Source organism: Vibrio sp. B181a, from assembly GCF_030248375.1.
Classification (GTDB): Bacteria; Pseudomonadota; Gammaproteobacteria; order Enterobacterales; family Vibrionaceae; genus Vibrio; species Vibrio campbellii.
Genome location: NZ_JAHGAD010000020.1, coordinates 300,902 through 320,700, shown reverse-complemented (window position 1 = coordinate 320,700; position 19,799 = coordinate 300,902). Strand labels below are relative to the sequence as shown.

Here is a 19,799-nt window from a genome sequence, read left to right as displayed (position 1 = left end):
CCGAACGGCATTACGAGTTTGTGCTCGGGCTTTTTGGTTCTATATTCTTCATTTCACCGTTATCGGCTTATCTTTCACACCAGCGTAAAACACCAAAATCTCTACCGGCTCATCACCCGTATTTGCACCAAAGTGCCATTGGTCGACGACTTCTGCAATTGCGTCTCCGGCTTTCAGTACGATCTTCTCTTCATCCTTTTTCGTGACTGTGATTTCCCCTTTCAGCACAATGCCTGCATTAATAACAGGATGTTGATGCATTGGAAGCTGCACGCCTTTAGGTACGGTAATTTTCAAAATGGTGACTTCCGGTTGGCCTTTTGGGTATTGTGGTAGCGTAGTGCCATCCCAACTGGTTGTCGTCTTGAGGACTACGTCGGCCTCCACTGAATCTGGCAAATGGGTGTCTGCCCATGCAAAGCTAAACACCAATGAAAGTGCAATCACTGCAGTTTGAATCGGTCTCAAAATTCTCTCCTTGTTTATTGATAACCTTTACTTAAACAGTAAGAGAGATTCAGATATGAGCCTGACTTGAATAGTAAATATGTGAGGTTGAGAGCAATTTTAAGTCGTCCATAAAAAATGCCCACCGAATCGGCAGGCATTCTCTATTTCACAAAGTTTTAGCGCTAGATAGCGTCTTTATTGGGAGAGCTTTTTCATTTGTAAGCCCATAAAGATGAAGCTGATGCCTTCAATCAGTAGCGAGATTCCGACAAACGTGCCCAATAACGTTGTTGAGAATGCAGGATCATCGAGCAACATGAAGAAGTAACCACCGATAAGCACTGAAATTACACCACTGAATACAATAACGTTGCTGCTTGGTAGGCTACGGTTGCTCAAACCAAAGAAGATACGAGTCAAACCGTTTAAGATCATCACAATCACCATCAACATGGTAATCGTGACAAGGCCCGCCAGTGGTTTGAACAAGATAAACAGACCACCCACGATATACAGTACAGCACTTAATACATACCAAAGCTTCTCTTTCCAAACATTGATGGAGAATGTGTGGTAAGCCTGAACCAGACCACTGAACAAGAGTACGGCACCCACAATGGTTGAGATCGTCACACCTGCCAGTACGGGCAAACTCATTGCGCCAATGCCCATTAGTGCGATGATAACACCAACGATAACGAAGTATTTCCAGCCTTTAGATAGGAATGTAGGCTGTTGTGATTGATTAGAATTTTCCATTGAATGCCTCTTAAATTAAACGCGAGCCGCCTCTTCAGTCTAGTCTATTAAAAACGTAGAGAGTTCACAGACTTAACAGAAATACGTATCCCGTTTGCATTAATAGATGTTAAACCTGTATCACATCGCCGCCTATACGCTATTTTTGAACAATAAGTTTCTAGATTGCTGGATTAAACCAGTGCAAAACAAGGAGATGGGGAGTAGGATTAGCGGCTTTCTAACGCCAGTTGCCTGCCTTTTCTTGATAAGTTCTCACTCTTTTGATTCAGGCTACATTTTAGAGGATGACATTTTGCTCGATCATCACATTCGCACCTTCATTTCTGAAAAGCTCAGTGCTGTCGGTATTAACAGCGACCCATATGGCATTGAACTCACCACCGTATTTATCCTAGCAAGCCTCACCGCGGCAGCAGTCAGTTATTTGATCGTGCATCACTTGATTGTTCGCTCAGTAAATAACGTGCTGCAGAAAGCCAACAAACCGCTCGCTGAAAGTTTGGCGAAATACGATGTATTAGAGAAACTGTCGCTGCTTATCCCGATTATGGTACTGGATGTTTTCATTCCCCTTGCAGTAGGCCACTATGATTGGTTGGCTGCTATCTTCGATAGGATTTTGAGTATTTCGATTTTGGTCATCTTTGTATGGATGATCTTCGCCCTACTCGACGCAATGAATGACATCGCGACGTTTAAAGGCATAACAAAAAGAATGCCGATCAAGAGCTTTGTTCAGTTGATTAAGCTGTTCACCTTCTTTGTTGGCGTCGTGGTGTCTATGTCGATTCTCGCTAACGAGTCCCCAGTCATTTTCTTGTCTGGATTAGGTGTCGCGACTGGTTTCGTGATGCTGGTGTTTAAGGACACGATATTGGGCTTCGTCGCTGGCATTCAGCTTTCTGCAAACCGCATGATCAGCTTGAACGATTGGATTCAAATGGACGCTTATGGCGCAAATGGCACGGTAGAAGAAATCTCTTTAACCACGGTGAAAGTCAGAAACTTTGACAACACCGTGAGCATGCTGCCTGCTTATGCTCTGGTTCAGAACGCATTTATCAACTGGCAAGGCATGTCAGATTCAGGTGGTCGCCGTATCAAGCGCTCCGTAAATGTTGACGTCACATCGATTCGTTTCTTATCTGATGAAGAAGTTGAAAAGCTGAAAAGCATTCGAATCTTGCGCCAATACATCTATGAAAAATCGCGAGACATCAACGAATACAATGAAGAAATGAGTGACGAACCAACCTTTGGCAACCTTCGTCAGATGACCAATTTGGGCATATTTCGAGCTTACATTAATGCCTATTTGAAAGCGAACAAAGACATCCACCAATACATGCTTATCATGGTGAGACAGCTAGAACCGACGCCAGAGGGCATTCCGCTTCAAGTTTACGCCTTTACCAACAATACAGACTGGGCTTACTATGAAGGCGTACAAGCGGATTTATTCGATCACATCTACTCTATTATGCCTTTGTTTGGTTTACGCCCTTACCAGATGTTCACGAGTCATGATGCCAGACAGATTGGACTGGAACAGGTCACCAGTAAAAACGCTCAGTAACATTGCCTCAAGAGTGAAGCCTATGCTTCACTCTCTAAACTGGGAGCGAGGTTTTTACGATTGTAACGATGCTCCGTAAGCACCCCACCTTCCACCTTGTAACGCAAACCGTATTTACCGATACAGCCTCGTAACCTTGAACGCGTCAAATCTGATAAATCAGATGCGGTACTTGCTTTATCTACAAGCTGCACCCAATAGGTTTCCATTTTGTCCTTCACAATGATCTCCCCCGACCAACATTTATAGATTTAGGGAGAATTCTTACAAATACCGATAGTAGTCTGGATAGCATACGGCAGAACTTTTCTAACAGAATGCCTACGAGAATCGCAGTTTTCTCGTTCAAAGATGTATTAATGCGTTGAAAACAAAGCTTTCCGTCTAATTTTTCTATTACAAACTGAATCTATAGATCAGTGATTAAATGATAAATTTCCCGCGATTCGCCTTTTGGTACCTGACTTTCAGAGAATGGCGTGAGTTACCGATAAGACGATGCTCAAGCGAATTTAAAGGGGTAATACTTCACGCAATTACCCCTACTCGTTTTTCTAGCCCTTCTTGAATTTCACCAATCAATTACATTGGTTATTTGTACTTCCGACTTTTCGCCAGACACCCCATTTACCATCGGCGCCCGGTTCATTCCCTGAGGTCCACCATTGGTTTTCCCACTCGTCACCATTCCAAGAAACACGATGGCAAGGTGAAGCATAAGTTTTACTCCTGTCCCACATTTCTCCTGTAGAAGCCACTTTTGCTTTTTGAACCACGACGACTTCTGATGTATCAAACAACGAGCCGTCTTTGACGGTTAACAAGAAGCGATAGGTCGTGTCAGCAGCAATTTCTGCAAAACGAACGGTAGTCTCTTCCGTAGTTGGTGATGCTATATTCGCAAGAGGGGATGAAGGAGAAAGTTGTTTCCATTCAAAAGTTAATAAGTCACCGTTTGGATCGCTCGATTGTGCACCAGATAAACTAATCGACCCTACACCTGTCAGTTCATATAGATTCGAGGTTGCCACTGCGATTGGAGCCTGATTTGTATCACCAACCCCTTCCAGCTCGGTGTACAACAAGCGATTAGGTGAACCAGAACCCACGTTATGGAGCGCATTTGGCGTGCTGGATTCGATCAACGATTGTCTCAGTTCACTCGGTAGTGCTTCAGGATTGGCTTCTAGAAGACGAGCTACCTGCCCCGTCACATGGGGTGTCGCCATAGAAGTACCAGACATTCTTTGATAACCACCATGATTGCGAGCGGAAATGATACTGGCACCTGGTGCAAATAAAGTCACACATGTTCCCCAGTTTGAATCACTCCAACGATAATCATCCTTAGTTGATGCACCAACCGTGATGGAGTATTCCGAATGCGGCGTTTTGGTGCAAGCGTCTGTGTTGTTGTTAGCGGCAGCATGAACAAATGAGATATGATGCTGCGTAACCAATTTGTCTACAGCTTCATCAATAGGAGCCCATCGAGTACTGCGAGAAATACTGTAGTTGATTACCGCTGGCTGCCCTCTCTGCTTGGCATGTTCAATCACCCAGTCAAACGACTCAAGGATATCACTCCCCCAGCCTTTATTGTCGCAATTCAATACTCTCACAGAATAAATATCGGCATCTGGAGCAATACCATACTGCTTTCCTGCCGCAGTGCCGGCGACGTGAGTTCCATGTCCATGGCAGTCAGATGCATCAACATCACTATCAACGAAGTCCCAACCGGAGATAGCCCGTCCCTCAAAATCAGGATGACTAAAGTCGATACCAGAATCGATAACATAAATCGACACGCCTTTGCCAGTGTACTGGCCCACATTATATCGACCATCTAATGGTAAGTTACGCTGATCGGAGCGGTCTAATCCCCAAGATGCGACAGGTTCAGATGCCGTACTCAATTCACCATCAGCTGTAAATATAACGTCTCGATAAACACCTTTAACATCATTCATCGCTCTAAGCTGCGAAGCCTGATCCTGGGACATTTCAACAGAAAAACTACTCAGGTTTCTGTATACGTTTGAAGCTGAGAGAGGCTGATTTTCTTGAAGTGAGCGAGCAGACAAAGGTTTCGGCTCTGTATTCAATCGCTGTAGGACTTGATTCACTCTCTCTTCCATTGAGGAAGGTCGAGTAGATCGTGACATGGGACTAGATACATTTGAATCCTTTAACACCACAACATAGGTGCCTTGAGAAGAAGCATAAGCAGGAAAATTCAGTATCAATGGTAATGCACTTAAACAGAGTTTTTTATAAGGGAACATAATATTAAACCTTCAAAGACGGTATGTATGGCTGCTCGAATTGTTTATTGGGATGCTTGTTTGTTGAAATACTTGTTTGTTTAAATAAATGCTTGTTGGGATGCACTCCAAGACAACCGACGAGCAGGATATAAGAGAGATAAAGTATGTCGGAGCATAAAGAATGCCGAGAGCGCCACTCCCGACAGCCTTTATGCTTTCGTGCTACTGGCAGGCAGCGCCCTTGTTGACCCAGACACTGGACACATCAGGCTGCTCGCCACGAGTCCACCACTTGGCTTCAAATTTAACCCCGTTATAGGTAACCTGAGCACCTCCCGAGTATGCTGCTTGACTTGACCATGGCAGCACAACATCACTTACGAGTTCCCAAGCATCACTACTGTCAGGTTGATTATTTTGACTCCAGTGCTTTGCCTTCCAAACCAACTGCTTGTAACTGACTAAGTCACCACCTGAATAGGATTTGTTGGCAGACCACGCGTCGTAATTCGTGGCATTTGGGTCACTGACGCTGCAGGTATTGCCGCTGGCTTTCACGTTAAGCGTTGTATTTGCGCTTGCACTCTCCCCTTTAGGATCGGAAACAACAACACTTAGCAAAAATTGACTATCAACCGTCACGTCTGGAACTGAAAGTTGAATCGTGCCATCGGACATAGTCTGATAAGCTAAACCTGAAGTGCTCCACTTAAATGACAGCACATCACCATCAGGATCTGATGCCGTCGCGGTTATCTCTATAACCTCTCCGGGTTTTGCATCAATACTGCTTGGAAGAGAGACTTCCGGTGCATGGTTTTGAGTTGGTTGGGGCTGAGCAATAATGGTGACCATATCACTGGAGCTCGATTTACCGTCTGAAACCAACACAGAAAACACATAAGATTGCTCTTGTGTCGATTCTGCCAAGACCACATTGGTTGTCATTGCATTACTTGCTTGAATGCTCGCGGGCAAACCCGATATCTGCTCCCAAACATAGGTTAACTTGTCACCATCGGCATCAGTAGATTTGTCGGCCGATAAGGTGATAGTTGCTCCTGACAATACTGACTGGTCTTCACCTGCGTGCGCTACGGGCTTATTGTTCTCGGATGGCTTTAAAGAATCTGACTGAACGATAGAAACCTCTAACGCTTGCTTTGGCTTCTCTATATCTAACGAGCTTAAAACAGCGTTATCACACACAACCTCTGCCCTTGTTGGATCGTCGGCCTGCTTAAGGTTGATATGGAATTTGTTCATCACATTATCGTCGTAACGGAATCCAACCAACTGATAATTGTCCGTTTGGTGGTCTTGACCGTTATACACTTTGACATAACAACCTGTCGTATCGAGGCGATCAACAGGAGTAGGTTGATAAACAAATCCATAAGCGCCGTGCAAAGCAGGGAAAATGTAGCTGTCTAATTGTTGCTGAGGATCGTAATAACCTACTAGCGTCGTTACTGGTACACCATAGTCAGTTGGAATACGTGTTGGTTTACCCTCGGCTACCTGATCTTCAGTGGTTTCTAGCCATACTTTGCCATCACTGATGTAAAACTTACTATCACCTCGATTCAAATTAACCAACTGACCATTAACATGAGTCGTCACTCCATAGCCAGAGTAACGCGCAATGTTCACAGCTTTGCCTACTGCAACACTTTCTGCACTAGGCAAATAAATATCACGTATCCAACGTCCATCTCCCGTCTCGACTTTCGTGATGTCAAAATCATTGATGTAGCCCAACAATACGGAGCCATCGATGTCGTCTTTGATCGTATTCAATTGTGATTGAGAGGTAATCGATTTCGATAACAAAATAGCGGGTTGCTGGAACGCTTGCATCGCTTTCGTTTCATCATTCCACTTAGTAAACCCAGTAGAAGACGATTCATCAAATGTGGCTTTGCCCTCCATAAAAGTCTGAATTTTCTCTAGCACATAAGGCGTATGCAGCGTGTATTTGGAAATTGGTGAAGTTGGCTCACCGCCCCCCATCGCATCTCGATTAAACTTGTAACCTTCAAATGCAGGAATGCCAATCCCATCGCTACAGCAAACTTGGTCTTCGTCATTACGCTTGTTCCACATGAAGTTGGCAATGAAACGCTTCTGAAATAGATCCCAGCCCCAAGCAGAGTTGATGTCCGTGGATGGGCGATGTGTCGTCCCATCAGTGCCTCCTGGCCAATGACCCAATCCAAAGTTATGGCCAACTTCGTGACTCCATTCATTACCCACTGATGAGTCGATAGTCACCATGCCGTTGCCTCCACTACCACCGTGAGCAACAACACCATTTTGATAACGACCTACTGCTGCAATAGCGGTAATTTGGTTCGCCGTGTACGGGTGCGCGCTCTCTGACACTGACGTTGATGAGTTGATCCCATAGTTTGCGAGATTAATACCATGGGACATCAAGATCTTCGTGGTATACGCTCGCATATCTCCTTGGTGCCAAGTCCCAGTGCTAGGATCAAACTCTGTAAGTAAATGTCCATCCGGTAGCATCACTTCATCAAGTTTCACGGTTTCGTAAGGGTTAACAATCAACTTACTTACCGGAATTTTCTGGAAGTAATCCTTGTGCAACTCTGGATTATCAGCAAAGTAGAAACGTCCCCTTGGATTAGTCAGCATCCCCAAATCCATCGTATTTATGAGCAGTTCGTTAGGCGCGCCAATATCCAAATCGGACAGAAGACCAGATGTACTCCCGTTGAACAACTCCAAAGTCAGACCGGGTTGTATCCAAGTCGCTGGGAGCGTTACAGACCACATGTCTTTCGCGTACATAATGTCGAGGTTGGGACCGTCATGATTGGGAAGTTGCTCTGGTGTGTTTAGTGATAAAACACCCACCTGATTGCCTTGACTATCTCGTGCAATAACTTTGACTTGTGATGAAACATTCAGTGGTTCAACTGGCTTAACAAGAAGTAAAGTATCACGCAATGCGGTGAGATGCGGCCTAGGGTCGCCTTTATCATTGTAATGAGGGACAGTAATATTTTGTCCATAAATCACCATCGCCTCAAAATCACCCTGTAAATTATTTACTGGCATTTCATTATTAAATTGAATAATTTGAGCATTTGCCATTCCTGAAAGCAATATCCCACCAGCTATATTAAGTGCCATACTGACTTTATTTCTCTTCATACTTCCCTCTTCTATTTATATATCAACATTTCAACTAGCCACTGGTTTAGCCAGTGATAAATCTAATTATCTTTCTTAGACAACATAAGGATTAAGCTTTTCTGACAACCAACAAACCAAGAAAAAATAAATAAAAAACCTATTAAAATTTAAATTTTAGAATTCACTTATTTAGCAGTAAATTATTTAACAATAAAGATATCAAATAAGATTCTTTAGAGCACCAGCTCCCACCAACAGATTCAACAACGATGTAAAATGCATACAAATCAACAACTTGAACAAACAACAAAGCAGAAGGCTTATCTAAGTCAAATATTTACCAATATATTTAAAGGAATGAAAGTTTGAGTACTGAGTTTTAAACCAGCCTCTAGCTATAGATAAGTTCAGATTTATACTACAACATTAATATTTGCATTCGACTGATAAAAGTGAATATTAAAAATAAATTTAATTATCAATATAAAAATGGAATAAGAGTCAAATATTTCACTAGTTTCAATTAAGTTATATCATCACTCACTGAATCAAGAACTCACTTTATAGAGCGTTTTTTTAAGCTGTTATTTTTCTGGTAATAAAAAAGCGGAGAAGGAAGTCCCTCTCCGCTTTGCGCGTTATTGATACTTGCTTAAAGACGCTATGGTGTCACATCTGTAAACGTGAACGTGCCGTTATCCAGTTCGCGTTTCACTTCTTGCTTTTGGTCAAAATCAATCTTAGTCAGGTCAACTTTCTTGATTCTACTGTCATGCATTGTGGTGTAGTACAGCGCCTTGTTACCTTGATCGATAACCGAAGTCCATTGTGTCGCACTTGGCAGATCTGGAATATGGCTACGGTACTCTGGGTTAAACTCGGTGCCAATTGGAATATCGAAGTTGTTCAGAATATGGAAGGCTTGTGACACCGCCTCTTCACCCGTTTTTGATTCTGGGGCGGTATTTACGAAAAATGCCGCACGTACAAAACGCGATGGTGGCGTAATGTCACCCGGCAAACCTAAGAAACCAGAACCAATACCAAAAGACTTCGCTTCGACACCACCGAATTTAGTCGGAGCACTGGTGCCTGGTTGCAAATGAATGTAGTTATTCAAGTTGGTGACTTGCCATGGGAAAGTTGGTGAATTAGTCAGTACTCCAACTTCGTTATCATAGATGTGCACTTGGCCATGATCCATGATTTCAATAACGATGTTGTTGCCCGCTTTATCGGTAACGCGCCAATGTCCAGTCGGTGAAGGTTGACCTTTCTCATCAATATAAACAGGAACGATATCGATGTTTTTCATTGCCGTTTTAACTTCATCCACGGTTTTGAACTGCGACAGCATCCAACGTACAAAATCCATATCCGCAATACTGTCTGCTCGATCATTCGGATCATACGCTTTTAGTGAACCGTAGCCTTTGAAGTAGAACAAGCCTGCAGTTAGACCTTTTTCATTGATGCCTTCACCAATAAAGCGATCATCACTCACTGAAATACCAACAAAGCCGTACTTGCTCTTCCAGCTCAAACCTTGCTTTTGGTCTGGCATCGTTGAGGTAAACGTGTAATCACGAGGAGCAACAATCAGTTTACTATTGAGATCGCTCTCACCCCACTCAATTGTTCGAGCGTGAATGTGGTCGTTTGCAGTCGTCGAAAGTGAGATACCAGTACAAGCGGTCGCCGGAGCAATGATGCTTGCAGAGAGTGCCATAGCAAGGAGGGTTTTCTTTATCATTTTTAGTTCCACCAGAGGGGTAATAATTCGCGATTGTAGCCCTTTTTAGGCAACTTACAATCGAAAAAATATAAAATTGATGGAATATAAAAACCGTATCATTTATCACAACATCGCGTATAGACCTGGAAATGACTTCTTCATACTCTAAGTCGGGCAAGGCTAACAACTTGGTTATTAAACGGGACAAACGGTATATCAATATAAATTTGTCCTAACGCAATTAACCATGCTTTTCTCATGGAAATATCCCCTTCAAGAGACAACACTTAATAGAAAGGAGGTGATTATGAAACAGTTCAAAAACATCTTATTCGTTAGCCAGGGACTGGCGGGCAAGAGCGATTCTCTAGAGCAATTGCCCATTGAGCAACAGAGGGTGATTAACTGACTTTAACCTATGCTTCGAGCATATGAAAAAGCCACCATACTATTAACTAGAACGATGGCTTTGATGCTTGCCTAGGCCAACTCCATTTGGCTTTAGTGAATGAGATTAGCTAGCTGGACGCCAAACACCCCATTGGTCTTTTTGGTAAGTCGTTTGTGGATCATCACCACCTTGGATCCACCACTGAGCTTTCCATTTTCCATCAGCGTAAGACACCACTTCACCACCTAGATACGTTTTTGCTGCATCCCATTCATCACCACTTGGATCCGGTGTTGGATCTGGGTCTGGTGTTGGGTCTGGATCAACCGTGCCTTCATCTGCAATCACTTCAAATGTGAATGTCTCTTTACGTTCACTGTTTACTGCGTTAGCAACAAACGAAAGTGTTTCATTCTGAGTAATGGCTGTCGTATCTACCACGATAGACGCGGTACCATTGTTTTGAATACTCACCGCCGTGCCTTGAGCTTGAGTCAGATTCGCCGCTTCGCTAATTGCAATCACAACTTTGTCGCCTGCGTTTACGACCTTATCACTCTTAACCAGCTCGTAAAGTTCACCAGTTAGAGGCTCAACCGTACCGTCGTCACCATCAATAACTGAAATAACACCCGATGCACGGCTATCTTTTGAGTTGAAGAAGTTACGTGAAGGATCGTTTTGGAAGTACATGTAGTGAGACATTTCTTCATGCCAATCACCAATGAATACGGCACCATCTTTGAATTCTTCATGCCAACCATTGATCTCTGACGCCAGTAGACGCTGCCAGTCATTAGCGTTTGACTCGTTAACTTCAATATCGAAGCTGCGCGCTACTTGACCATCTTTGTTAATGATGTCGTATTTAACCGTGTCACCAAGGTCTGGGCCAACAAAGTCGACAGGGATGTACAGATCACCCTTCACAAGATCAGGCTGTGGTGTTGGCTCAGGTGGAGGGGTTTCACCGCCCACAATAGTGATATCAGAACAGTTATAGAAGCCTTCACCCGCCGCATCATCACGTTGCCAGCGAACATATAGAATTGCATCGCCTGAGCGGTCAGAAGGAATGGTAACGTTCATGCGATACTTGCCATCTTCAACTGGCACATTACCTTCTGTCTGAATAAGTTCTAGATCACCCCAAGCAAGCGACTTGCTCAGATCTGCGCCTGGTTTGGTTAGGTAAAATTCCCAGAATGATGGGTTGTGTGGTGCAGTGGCATTGAACACGAACTCAAAGGTACCCGTGTTGAGCTCTGTACGAGTCCAAGCTGTATGTGGCGCCCCCATACCCTTCTTCTGCGGGTCGTTTGCGTAACATAGTGTGCCGTCAGGAATTGCCGCTTTTACCGCTTCCATGTTGTTGTAGTCGGTAATGTTCTTCGCGTACTCGTTGCGCTGAACAAACGGATAGGTACCCGAGATCTCCTTTGCCTGAGCACAAGCCGCATTTGGTGGATTGCCCGACCAAATTCCGCCTTGTTCATAACATGTATTTTGGCGAGCACTCGGAAACTCTGTCCAACCGTGAGCATTCGCTGCTGTTGGTAGGCCAGATAACATCGCCATGCCCACTGCTGCTTTAAGAATGTTTTTATTTGCTTTCACTTTTTCACTCTCTTCCGTTTATTGTACAAATAAGAGCCAGCGAATTTTTTATATCCGCCATCACCTATTGCGTGTTTATAGTTTTAATCAGAAAACAGTAAAAAATAATATACTTAACTTTTATCAATAAAAGAACAATGGTTATTGATAGGAATAAACATCACAATTTTAGATATTTCGGATTCTTATGACAAAATCCTCACCACCAGATAACACACATTAAAAACAATCACTTACAAACAAATCCCGTTCAAAAAATGATATATATGTAGAGTAAATACACCAAAAAAGCATTCTTATTATCCAAGCTAAAATTGACCATGAATTGTGATGTATATTCCAATCCATTTTTAAATCCTTATGATTAAAAAATCTAATTAACGCCAAGCTAATATAATTAATTAAAATATTTAAAACGAAAGCTTTCACCACCCCTATATTTTATCAATCGAGGAAAAAGTGCATCAGATATGAAGTTAATCTGCCTTTCACTTGTGGCGAGTTTTATTAATGTACAAAAAAGGAGCAGGTGCTCCTTTCATTATTGCTGGATATGTACATCTCTTTGCGGGAATGGAATGGTGATGTCTTCTGCATCAAAGGCATCTTTTACTCGCTCGTACAAACCAAAATAAGCGGGCCAATAATTTTCAGAATCTACCCATGCCCACACTAACATGCCAACGTGACTGTCACCGTGCTGGCTAACATGGACAGTTGGCTCTGGCTCATTGATGATAAGATCATAGTTTTCCATGACCTGCATGAGGACTCGTCTTGCCTTGTGAATATCGTCACCATAGCTAATACCGAATTCGATATCGATACGGCGCTTCTCTTCATTAAACAGATTCTTCACCGTGCCTTTGGATAATGTAAGTTGAGTTCTGTCGAAAATAAGCTTTTTTAATAATATGAACACTCCTACCCAGCCTCACACCTATACTGATTTTAAGAGCATTGAAGAGGGCATAGATGATGTCAGCAACAACTTTAGGCAGTGATTTGGCGAAATTATTTTTTCTCTGCATTGCATTATTCAGCAAGGCTCTATGTGAGAAACCAAGGTTTGCAGATCACGTTTAAGCGAGCGCTCAGATTACAGCATCTTGTTCTCAATTTGCCCTTATGCGTATATAGATTTCTTCTTTATCTCGCATATCGAAATGGTCGATGATTTCTAACAAACAGCAAATATAGCCAAGTATAAAGGTAGCAAAAGCGATGTGTATGCCATCACACATTTCTAGGGAGATCCGTGGAGAATAAAAGCGAAACCTTTCATTTCACTCTCTCTTAAAAGCCACTATGCACCTAAACACTCTAAATTTTGCTGCAGTGCGCATGTTATTGTATACAAAAAAGAATATTTGCTAGCAATTCATTCTCTTGGGATATATTTTCTAGTTCAATGTTCATAAATTATTTAAATGAAAATGAAAAACAATAATCTTAAGAAACTACGAACTGCATTACTTCTTACGCTTACCACTTCAATGATGGGTTGTTCTTCTTTGGATACTCACCTTGTGGGAGGGTATGGAGCGCCGTTTTCAGGAACAACACTGGCAGTCGCGTCCCAACCTTGCGCTTTTAGAAACGACTCGGTGGTCGACTATGTCTTTTACCCTTTGACTTTCATCGACATCCCGCTCTCTTTAGCAGCAGATGTCGTCTTTCTTCCGGTTGATTTAGCAATGGTGTTTACGCCAACGACGGACTATCGATTTGCATTAACACAAGGCTGTGGCACACATAGCATGATCTAAAATTTGTTGTTAACTCGACAGATAGCATTTTTACAAAGGCCCTAAACAACGAGGAAAATGCATATAGGCGCACCTATTAACCTGCTTATTAATCAGGTAAAAGTATATATGTTGAGTTAACAAAAGTGGTTCTCTCTTTTCTACTGCTGCCGGGAGAGGCAGTTTACAGCGCGGAAATAACCAACGTCACACTTGTGGGTTACTCCATTAACTATACTGGTACATTAACTTCCGAAGCAAACGACGCTGTTGTGGATATATGCTGATGTGGCATTAAAGCTAACCATTCTTTGATCTCAAGTGACGGCGGCAAGGCGGTAAAGATTAAGTTAGCTTTTGGATTACCAGCCGCTAGTAAAAGTTCTTGTTTAGCTAAACCTAATCGGTTGCGAGTATTTTCGAGCTCAGAAACAGGACTTGCTTCCGAGCGCCAAAGATTAAAGGCAATCCACAACAAGTAAGCCGCCCCCACAATTTTAATCGTTAGAAATACAGCCTCAAAAGCATAGAGCACGACTGCTAAACCAGAAGCAGCTAAGGCAATCATTACAGCGAACGCAGCAATACGACCAAGACCCGCAATAAAAGCAGACCTGAAGCCGTAACAACGAGCATTGTTCATGGACAATAGATTGTTTGGACCAGGAGTCATGTTGAGCGCAAAACACGCAGGTATAAAGCGAAAACATACGCCTTATGAGTGACTTAGTCACGAGGCGGAACCAACTACTCACCATGCAAACCATGGAAAGAAACCGACTACAAATATTACCCAAGAACATCTCATCGACCATTACCCCTATTCTGACCGCTCTAAAAAAGTAGAGACAAAGATAGCAAAACTGATTGAGAGCAGTCCTGAGTATCAAGCTAAGAGCACCATTCTTCAAAGCGTGCCTTGCGTTGGAAAAGTCTTAGCCGCCTCCCTAATTAGCAATGTACCCTAACTCGCTTTTATGACTAGCAAGCAAGCCTCTTCTCTCATTGGCGTCGCACCTATAACAAGAGAGAGCGGACGCTTCAAAGGCAAACGGATGATAAAAGGAGGTCGACCTCAAGTTAGAACAGTCATGTACATGGCAATGATGTCGGCTATCCAGTTCAACCCTGTATTTAAGGCTACTTATGAACGATTACTTGCGGCAAGAAAACCTAAAAAAGTAGCGATAGTTGCCTGCATGAGAAAGATGGTTGTGACACTCTATTCAATGATAAGAGACGGCGCAATATGGGATAAAGATAGCGTCAAAAATTAACTATTGACGCCAAAGTCTCTTGTATCTAATCCGGCTATAAGTTTTGACATAATGACCCACATTAGAATTTTGGCCATAAAAGCAACTGGTAGATCTACACATTCAGGTGACCATCTGTGACCAACAATATAAGATTTACCCGTTGTCTAGTGCATAATTTGGAATACTTAGCCAAACTTGAACCTTAGCTTTTAGATAGATTAAGACTGGAAATACCGTAGCAATACACGCCGATTTACTAAACGCCAGAAACAAGAAAGCCAAGCTAAGTGCTTGGCTTTCTTGTTAAATTTGGTGGGTCCGACCAGATTCGAACTGGTGACCCCTACCATGTCAAGGTAGTACTCTAACCAACTGAGCTACGGACCCAAATTTTATGTTCGGCATACTTTGGTTTTAGTATGGCTTTAAGGAGTGGTGGGTCCGGGCGAACTCGAATCGCCGACCCCTACCATGTCAAGGTAGTACTCTAACCAACTGAGCTACGGACCCATTCCTTAAGAACGAGAAGGATATTAGCTATATCCTATGAGGGGTGCAAGCATAAATTCATTAACTTTGAATCGTTTGGCGAAAATCTAAACTCAACACCCGTTTTCAGACGATTTTATCGTCAAGCCTCGACTTGAGTGAGGTTAAAAGTGTGATCTACTTAACTTTTGTGTTTTGAGTTAATTGTCGTAAGGCACTTCACTGAGCATCCAAATCTGCAAAACTTGTGATACGTTTGGACAATCGCCAAACAAAATTTGGTATTTAGGCTCGAACGGTTCACCAATAAACGTAGTACGAATCAGTCTGCCCGTTTTAAGATCCACTTGAGTACTGACTCGCCCTTTAAAGTTTTGGAAAATCGCAAACTGCTCACTGTGGTAAACCATCTGCTCACGATAAAACAAGAAATGGTCCTGAGGTGTATCAGTTAATTGGCATTCTAGTGGTTTGAGTGACTGCTGAGCATGACTACTGAACGTGAGTAGCAGCGCTGAAAGAATCCATCCATATCGCATAACGCTTCCCTATTCTTCTTTCTTTATCAAAGTATAGGAGCTACTAGCACGGATGCTGATAAGTGTTGCGAAATGCTATTTTTAATCTTCATCACACATTTAAACTGTATGTATATACATGTCTTTTAATTGTTCTATGATTCGTTGATTTTTTCGTTATAGAGTTAAAAAATGATCCAAAATCTTGAGCCTGGCATTCGAGAGTTAGTAGAAGAATTCCAATCCAATGGTAAGCCTTGCCCTTCAAAACAAACTATTGCTAATCGACGAACTGGTTATCTCAATAGCACCGTATTAGCGGGTGAAAGCCTTATACCAGAACGAGAGTTCTTAGATGTAGTGAATGGCATTCAGGTCAAAGTGTATAAGCCAAGTAATGAAGATAACTTACCGCTCACGATTTATTTTCATGGAGGTTGCTTCATCAGTGGTGGCTTTGAAACGCATGACGCTCAGTTGAGACAGATTGCCGTTCAATCCAACTCGATCGTCATCTGTATAAAGTATCGACTCGCACCAGAATACACATATCCTGCCGCGCACGATGACGTATACCAAGCTGTACTTGGCATTAAGGAGCAAGGACACAAATATGGCGGGAATCCAGAACGAATGGTATTTGTGGGCGATAGTGCCGGAGGCCAGTTGGCTTTAGCGACGACGTTAAGGCTTAAAAAATTGACCTCTTGGTTACCAGAACAACAAATCTTGATTTACCCAATGTTGGATCCAAAAGGCAACTCTCAGAGCTACAAAGAAAACGGCTCTGACTACATCATTACCGCAAACATGCTTCTGTCTGGTTTTGATTTGTATACCAACAAAGATCCTAAAGTGCTTTCTGAGCCGGATCTAAACCTTATGAGCGCAGACTATCGAGGATTACCTCCTACGACAATTATCACTGCGGAGTTTGATCCATTACGTGATGAGGGTGAAACATTACGCGAATTAATGCTCGCTCATGGCGTAGAGGTAAATTATGAACGCTACTCAGGCGTTATCCATGGTTTCTTTCAACTCTCCGGAGTAAGTGAGTCTGCAAGGCGCTGTATCGCTTCAATTTCAAAACAAATCAAAACTCGCAGAGCTCCAACCGCTTAATTCGGTTTACTTCGCTTCACTCTTATTGAGGCATTAAACCGCGCAAAAAAGGCTTCAACTAATCCAGTTGAAGCCTTTCTCTCTTTCATTATCTGGGAACAAAATGTTTATTCGTCTTCTGTATCAAACACCACATTGTAGTTTTCTGTGTAAGTACAGTTTGGCTGGCGGCTACAAGTAAAGAAGCGTCGACCTTTAAACTCACCTTGGCTTGCTGTTCTGATGATCATCGGACTGCCACACTTTTTACAAAAGCGGACTTCTTTATCCGGCTCAATCAGATCAATGTGTGCTGCCAATAAACGACGTAGACGCCCCACTTGGTAGCTGTGTTTTACCGATGCGCCAATCAAAGGAAGGTTCGCCGATTTACACACGTGCATGAGCAGCTTTTGGCGCTCGACTTTGCCTTTATGCAGCTGCTGACCGTTATCAAGCTCAATAATCACGCGAGGTTCAAGCGTTCTAGGGTCGCAGATAACGTAATCGAAGTAGCTGCGTGAAATTCGGTTACTGGCAATAAAGAACTGTTTTTTGTTCTTAATCTCTTTTGGCGCGATCAACGTTGCCATGTTTACTTTGGCAAACACCACGGCATGATCACCAACCGCTGCTCTCAAAGCATTAAAAAACGCCCCTTCCTGCCCCTTTAATAATGGGCCCTTCGAACGGTATGGGAAGTCTCGCGTGTCATCGTTTTTGATCACGTACTTTTGAATGATAAAGAAGAAAACAACAAGAAGAACAACAATGATAAAGATGTTGGTCATAGATAAAGTGCGCCCAAAACAACTAGTTGCTCAAAGCCTAAATGGAAATCCTAACCAGAGCAACAAAACCGATAAATTTTGCGGGGGTGATAATAACAGTCGCTAGCGTTTGGGACACGATTTTTACGTAGGCTAAGGGGAAGAAAAACGAGCTCCGTCAAGAGCCCGTTTTTTACTCGGTAAGATACAGAAAAAGTATTAGCAATTCGCGTCAGGTTGGTTCTCTGGCATAGCATCAATAAACGCGGGCAATTGATTACATGCTTCTACAATCGAGCTGATTACCGGATAAGGAGTCATATCCACCCCAAAACGTAATGCGTTGTAAACTTGAGGCACTAAGCAAATATCAACAACAGAGGGAGAGTCAGTCACACTGTAGATACAGTTTCCATGTTGTTGTCGATGCTGGCTTAGCTTCTCTTCTAATGCAGTAAAGCCTTGATTTACCCAATGATGAATCCACTCGACTTTCGCCTCTTGGTCACACGACAGCTTCCCTTCTAAGTACTGCAACACGCGCAAATTATTGAGTGGGTGGATCTCCATCGCGATATCTTGAGCCATAGCCAAAGTTTGGTAACGAAGTGGTGATGGTTCTGGAACCACCCGAACTTGCGGATACTGCTCATCGAGATACTGAATGATGGCAAGAGATTGGTTGAGTTGAATACCACCATCCACCAGCACTGGCACGAGCTCAGAGGCGTTTAACTCATGGTACTCCGCGCTATGCTGCTCGCCGCCATTACGTACCAAATGAACCGATTTGGACTCATAGTTCAGCTCTTTTAAGTTCAAACAAATGCGCACTCGATAAGCCGCCGAAGAACGCCAATAGCCATAGAGGGTGATGTTATCGCTCATACTTCCCTTGCCCCTCCCTCTCAGTGTTTTAGGTATTGGCTGACTTGCTGATCAATCGCACCAAAGATCGAGTTACCATCTGCGTCAAACATCTCTAGCTTGATAGAGTCACCAAACGACATAAAGCTCGTCGACGGTTTGCCATCACGAATAGTTTCAATCATGCGCACTTCTGCAATACATGAGTAGCCTACGCCACCCTCTTCGATAGAGGTTCCGTGCTCCGTGCCTTGTTTGTTCGATACTGTACCCGAGCCAATGATTGCACCTGCAGAAAGTGGACGTGTTTTGCTGGCATGGACAATCAAGTCAGCGAAATCAAACGTCATATCTATGCCTGCATTCGGGCAACCAAATGGGGCATTGTTGTAGGTTGAAACAAGCGGCAGATGCACTTTGTTCTCATACCATGCTTCACCCAGCTCATCTGGCGTTACTGCAACAGGAGAAAACGCTGAAGACGGTTTTGATTGGAAGAAACCAAAGCCTTTCGCCAGCTCCGCCGGAATCAAACCACGCAACGATACATCGTTAACTAGCATGATAAGACGAATTGAATCTTGTGCTTCTGCAATGCTTGCTCCCATCGGCACGTCACCGGTGATCACGGCAACTTCACCTTCGAAGTCAATGCCCCACTCGTCGCTGGCAAATTCGATGTTGTCGCAAGGACCAATAAATGCGTCAGAACCACCTTGATACATCAAAGGATCGGTCCAGAAGCTTTCTGGCATTTCCGCACCACGCGCTTTACGCACTAGTTCGACGTGATTGACGTAAGCACTGCCATCCGCCCATTGATAGGCGCGAGGCAATGGTGATGCTAGATAGTGGGATTCAAACTCTTCACTTCCTGAAACCGAACCATTGTTTAGCGCGTTATAAAGCTCTTCCAGTTGTGGAGCGACTTTGTCCCAGTTATCCAATGCCACTTGCATGGTTGGAGCGAGATGCATCGCGTGGAAAATTTCGGTTGCCGGAACACATTGTGTCAGGTCTTTGCTCACGACCATCAATAGACCATCGCGAGTGCCATTTTTCTTGGTTGCTAATTTCATCC

At 43.3% G+C, this 19,799-nt stretch carries 15 protein-coding genes, 2 tRNA genes and 2 pseudogenes; 4 read left to right on the top strand and 15 right to left on the bottom strand.

Going from position 1 to position 19,799, the window contains the following annotated elements:
• Positions 1–48: 48 nt before the first annotated feature.
• Positions 49–468: a cupin domain-containing protein gene (locus KIO97_RS10580; protein WP_285382414.1), complete on the bottom strand. Its 420-nt coding sequence runs from the start codon at positions 466–468 to the stop codon at positions 49–51.
• A 177-nt stretch (positions 469–645) separates the two neighbouring features.
• A complete protein-coding gene (locus KIO97_RS10575; protein ID WP_005427746.1) occupies positions 646–1,209 on the bottom strand; it encodes an HdeD family acid-resistance protein in 564 nt (187 codons plus the stop codon).
• Between the two features lie 295 nt (positions 1,210–1,504).
• On the opposite strand from KIO97_RS10575, the gene KIO97_RS10570 reads away from it, so the two are divergent.
• Positions 1,505–2,788 (top strand): mechanosensitive ion channel family protein, encoded by a 1,284-nt coding sequence (locus tag KIO97_RS10570; protein ID WP_005427619.1) that lies wholly within the window; start codon positions 1,505–1,507, stop codon positions 2,786–2,788.
• A 20-nt stretch (positions 2,789–2,808) separates the two neighbouring features.
• On the opposite strand, the gene KIO97_RS10565 is transcribed toward KIO97_RS10570, so the two are convergent.
• The 6 genes from KIO97_RS10565 to KIO97_RS10540 form a co-directional block, all read right to left on the bottom strand.
• Positions 2,809–2,997: a hypothetical protein gene (locus tag KIO97_RS10565; protein ID WP_005427656.1), complete on the bottom strand. Its 189-nt coding sequence runs from the start codon at positions 2,995–2,997 to the stop codon at positions 2,809–2,811.
• A 369-nt stretch (positions 2,998–3,366) separates the two neighbouring features.
• The gene (locus KIO97_RS10560; protein ID WP_285382412.1) at positions 3,367–5,076 is read right to left on the bottom strand and encodes a S8 family serine peptidase; all 1,710 of its coding nucleotides are present in this window, start codon (positions 5,074–5,076) and stop codon (positions 3,367–3,369) included.
• Between the two features lie 204 nt (positions 5,077–5,280).
• Positions 5,281–8,238, bottom strand: coding sequence for a M66 family metalloprotease (locus KIO97_RS10555; protein WP_285382410.1), 2,958 nt, complete (start codon positions 8,236–8,238; stop codon positions 5,281–5,283).
• A 643-nt stretch (positions 8,239–8,881) separates the two neighbouring features.
• Positions 8,882–9,973 (bottom strand): choloylglycine hydrolase family protein, encoded by a 1,092-nt coding sequence (locus tag KIO97_RS10550; protein WP_285382408.1) that lies wholly within the window; start codon positions 9,971–9,973, stop codon positions 8,882–8,884.
• A 496-nt stretch (positions 9,974–10,469) separates the two neighbouring features.
• Positions 10,470–11,963 carry a lytic polysaccharide monooxygenase gene (locus KIO97_RS10545; RefSeq protein ID WP_285382406.1) on the bottom strand — a complete coding sequence of 498 codons (1,494 nt, stop codon included), beginning with the start codon at positions 11,961–11,963 and terminating at the stop codon, positions 10,470–10,472.
• 541 nt (positions 11,964–12,504) lie between these two features.
• The gene (locus tag KIO97_RS10540) at positions 12,505–12,885 is read right to left on the bottom strand and encodes a mechanosensitive ion channel family protein (RefSeq protein WP_285382404.1); all 381 of its coding nucleotides are present in this window, start codon (positions 12,883–12,885) and stop codon (positions 12,505–12,507) included.
• Between the two features lie 508 nt (positions 12,886–13,393).
• Between KIO97_RS10540 and KIO97_RS10535 the strand changes: the two genes are divergently transcribed.
• Entirely contained in the window at positions 13,394–13,732 is a 339-nt protein-coding gene (locus KIO97_RS10535) for a YceK/YidQ family lipoprotein (protein WP_258102413.1), read from the top strand.
• Between the two features lie 304 nt (positions 13,733–14,036).
• Here the strand turns inward: KIO97_RS10535 and KIO97_RS10530 are convergent.
• Positions 14,037–14,384, bottom strand: a pseudogene (locus KIO97_RS10530) (LysE family translocator); the annotation flags it as partial.
• Positions 14,385–14,419: 35 nt separating this feature from the next.
• Between KIO97_RS10530 and KIO97_RS10525 the strand changes: the two are divergent.
• Positions 14,420–14,988: pseudogene (locus tag KIO97_RS10525) on the top strand (transposase); the annotation flags it as partial.
• Positions 14,989–15,280: 292 nt separating this feature from the next.
• Here the strand turns inward: KIO97_RS10525 and KIO97_RS10520 are convergent.
• The 3 genes from KIO97_RS10520 to KIO97_RS10510 form a co-directional block, all read right to left on the bottom strand.
• A tRNA-Val gene (locus KIO97_RS10520) sits at positions 15,281–15,357 on the bottom strand.
• Positions 15,358–15,403: 46 nt separating this feature from the next.
• Positions 15,404–15,480: transfer RNA gene (locus tag KIO97_RS10515), tRNA-Val, on the bottom strand.
• Between the two features lie 179 nt (positions 15,481–15,659).
• Positions 15,660–15,998 (bottom strand): hypothetical protein, encoded by a 339-nt coding sequence (locus KIO97_RS10510; RefSeq protein ID WP_050906238.1) that lies wholly within the window; start codon positions 15,996–15,998, stop codon positions 15,660–15,662.
• Between the two features lie 171 nt (positions 15,999–16,169).
• Here KIO97_RS10510 and KIO97_RS10505 point away from each other — a divergent pair, with 171 nt between their 5' ends.
• Complete coding sequence (locus tag KIO97_RS10505) at positions 16,170–17,102, top strand: alpha/beta hydrolase (RefSeq protein ID WP_285382400.1); 933 nt, start codon at positions 16,170–16,172, stop codon at positions 17,100–17,102.
• Between the two features lie 107 nt (positions 17,103–17,209).
• Here KIO97_RS10505 and KIO97_RS10500 read toward each other — a convergent pair whose 3' ends face one another.
• The 3 genes from KIO97_RS10500 to KIO97_RS10490 all read right to left on the bottom strand — a co-directional run bounded on the left by KIO97_RS10500 (position 17,210) and on the right by KIO97_RS10490 (position 19,797).
• Positions 17,210–17,872, bottom strand: a complete 663-nt coding sequence (locus KIO97_RS10500; RefSeq protein WP_005439975.1) for a DUF2726 domain-containing protein — start codon at positions 17,870–17,872, stop codon at positions 17,210–17,212.
• A 198-nt stretch (positions 17,873–18,070) separates the two neighbouring features.
• Complete coding sequence (gene maiA, locus KIO97_RS10495) at positions 18,071–18,739, bottom strand: maleylacetoacetate isomerase (protein ID WP_045368949.1); 669 nt, start codon at positions 18,737–18,739, stop codon at positions 18,071–18,073.
• Positions 18,740–18,759: 20 nt separating this feature from the next.
• Complete coding sequence (locus KIO97_RS10490) at positions 18,760–19,797, bottom strand: fumarylacetoacetate hydrolase family protein (RefSeq protein ID WP_045418527.1); 1,038 nt, start codon at positions 19,795–19,797, stop codon at positions 18,760–18,762.
• Positions 19,798–19,799: the final 2 nt, after the last annotated feature.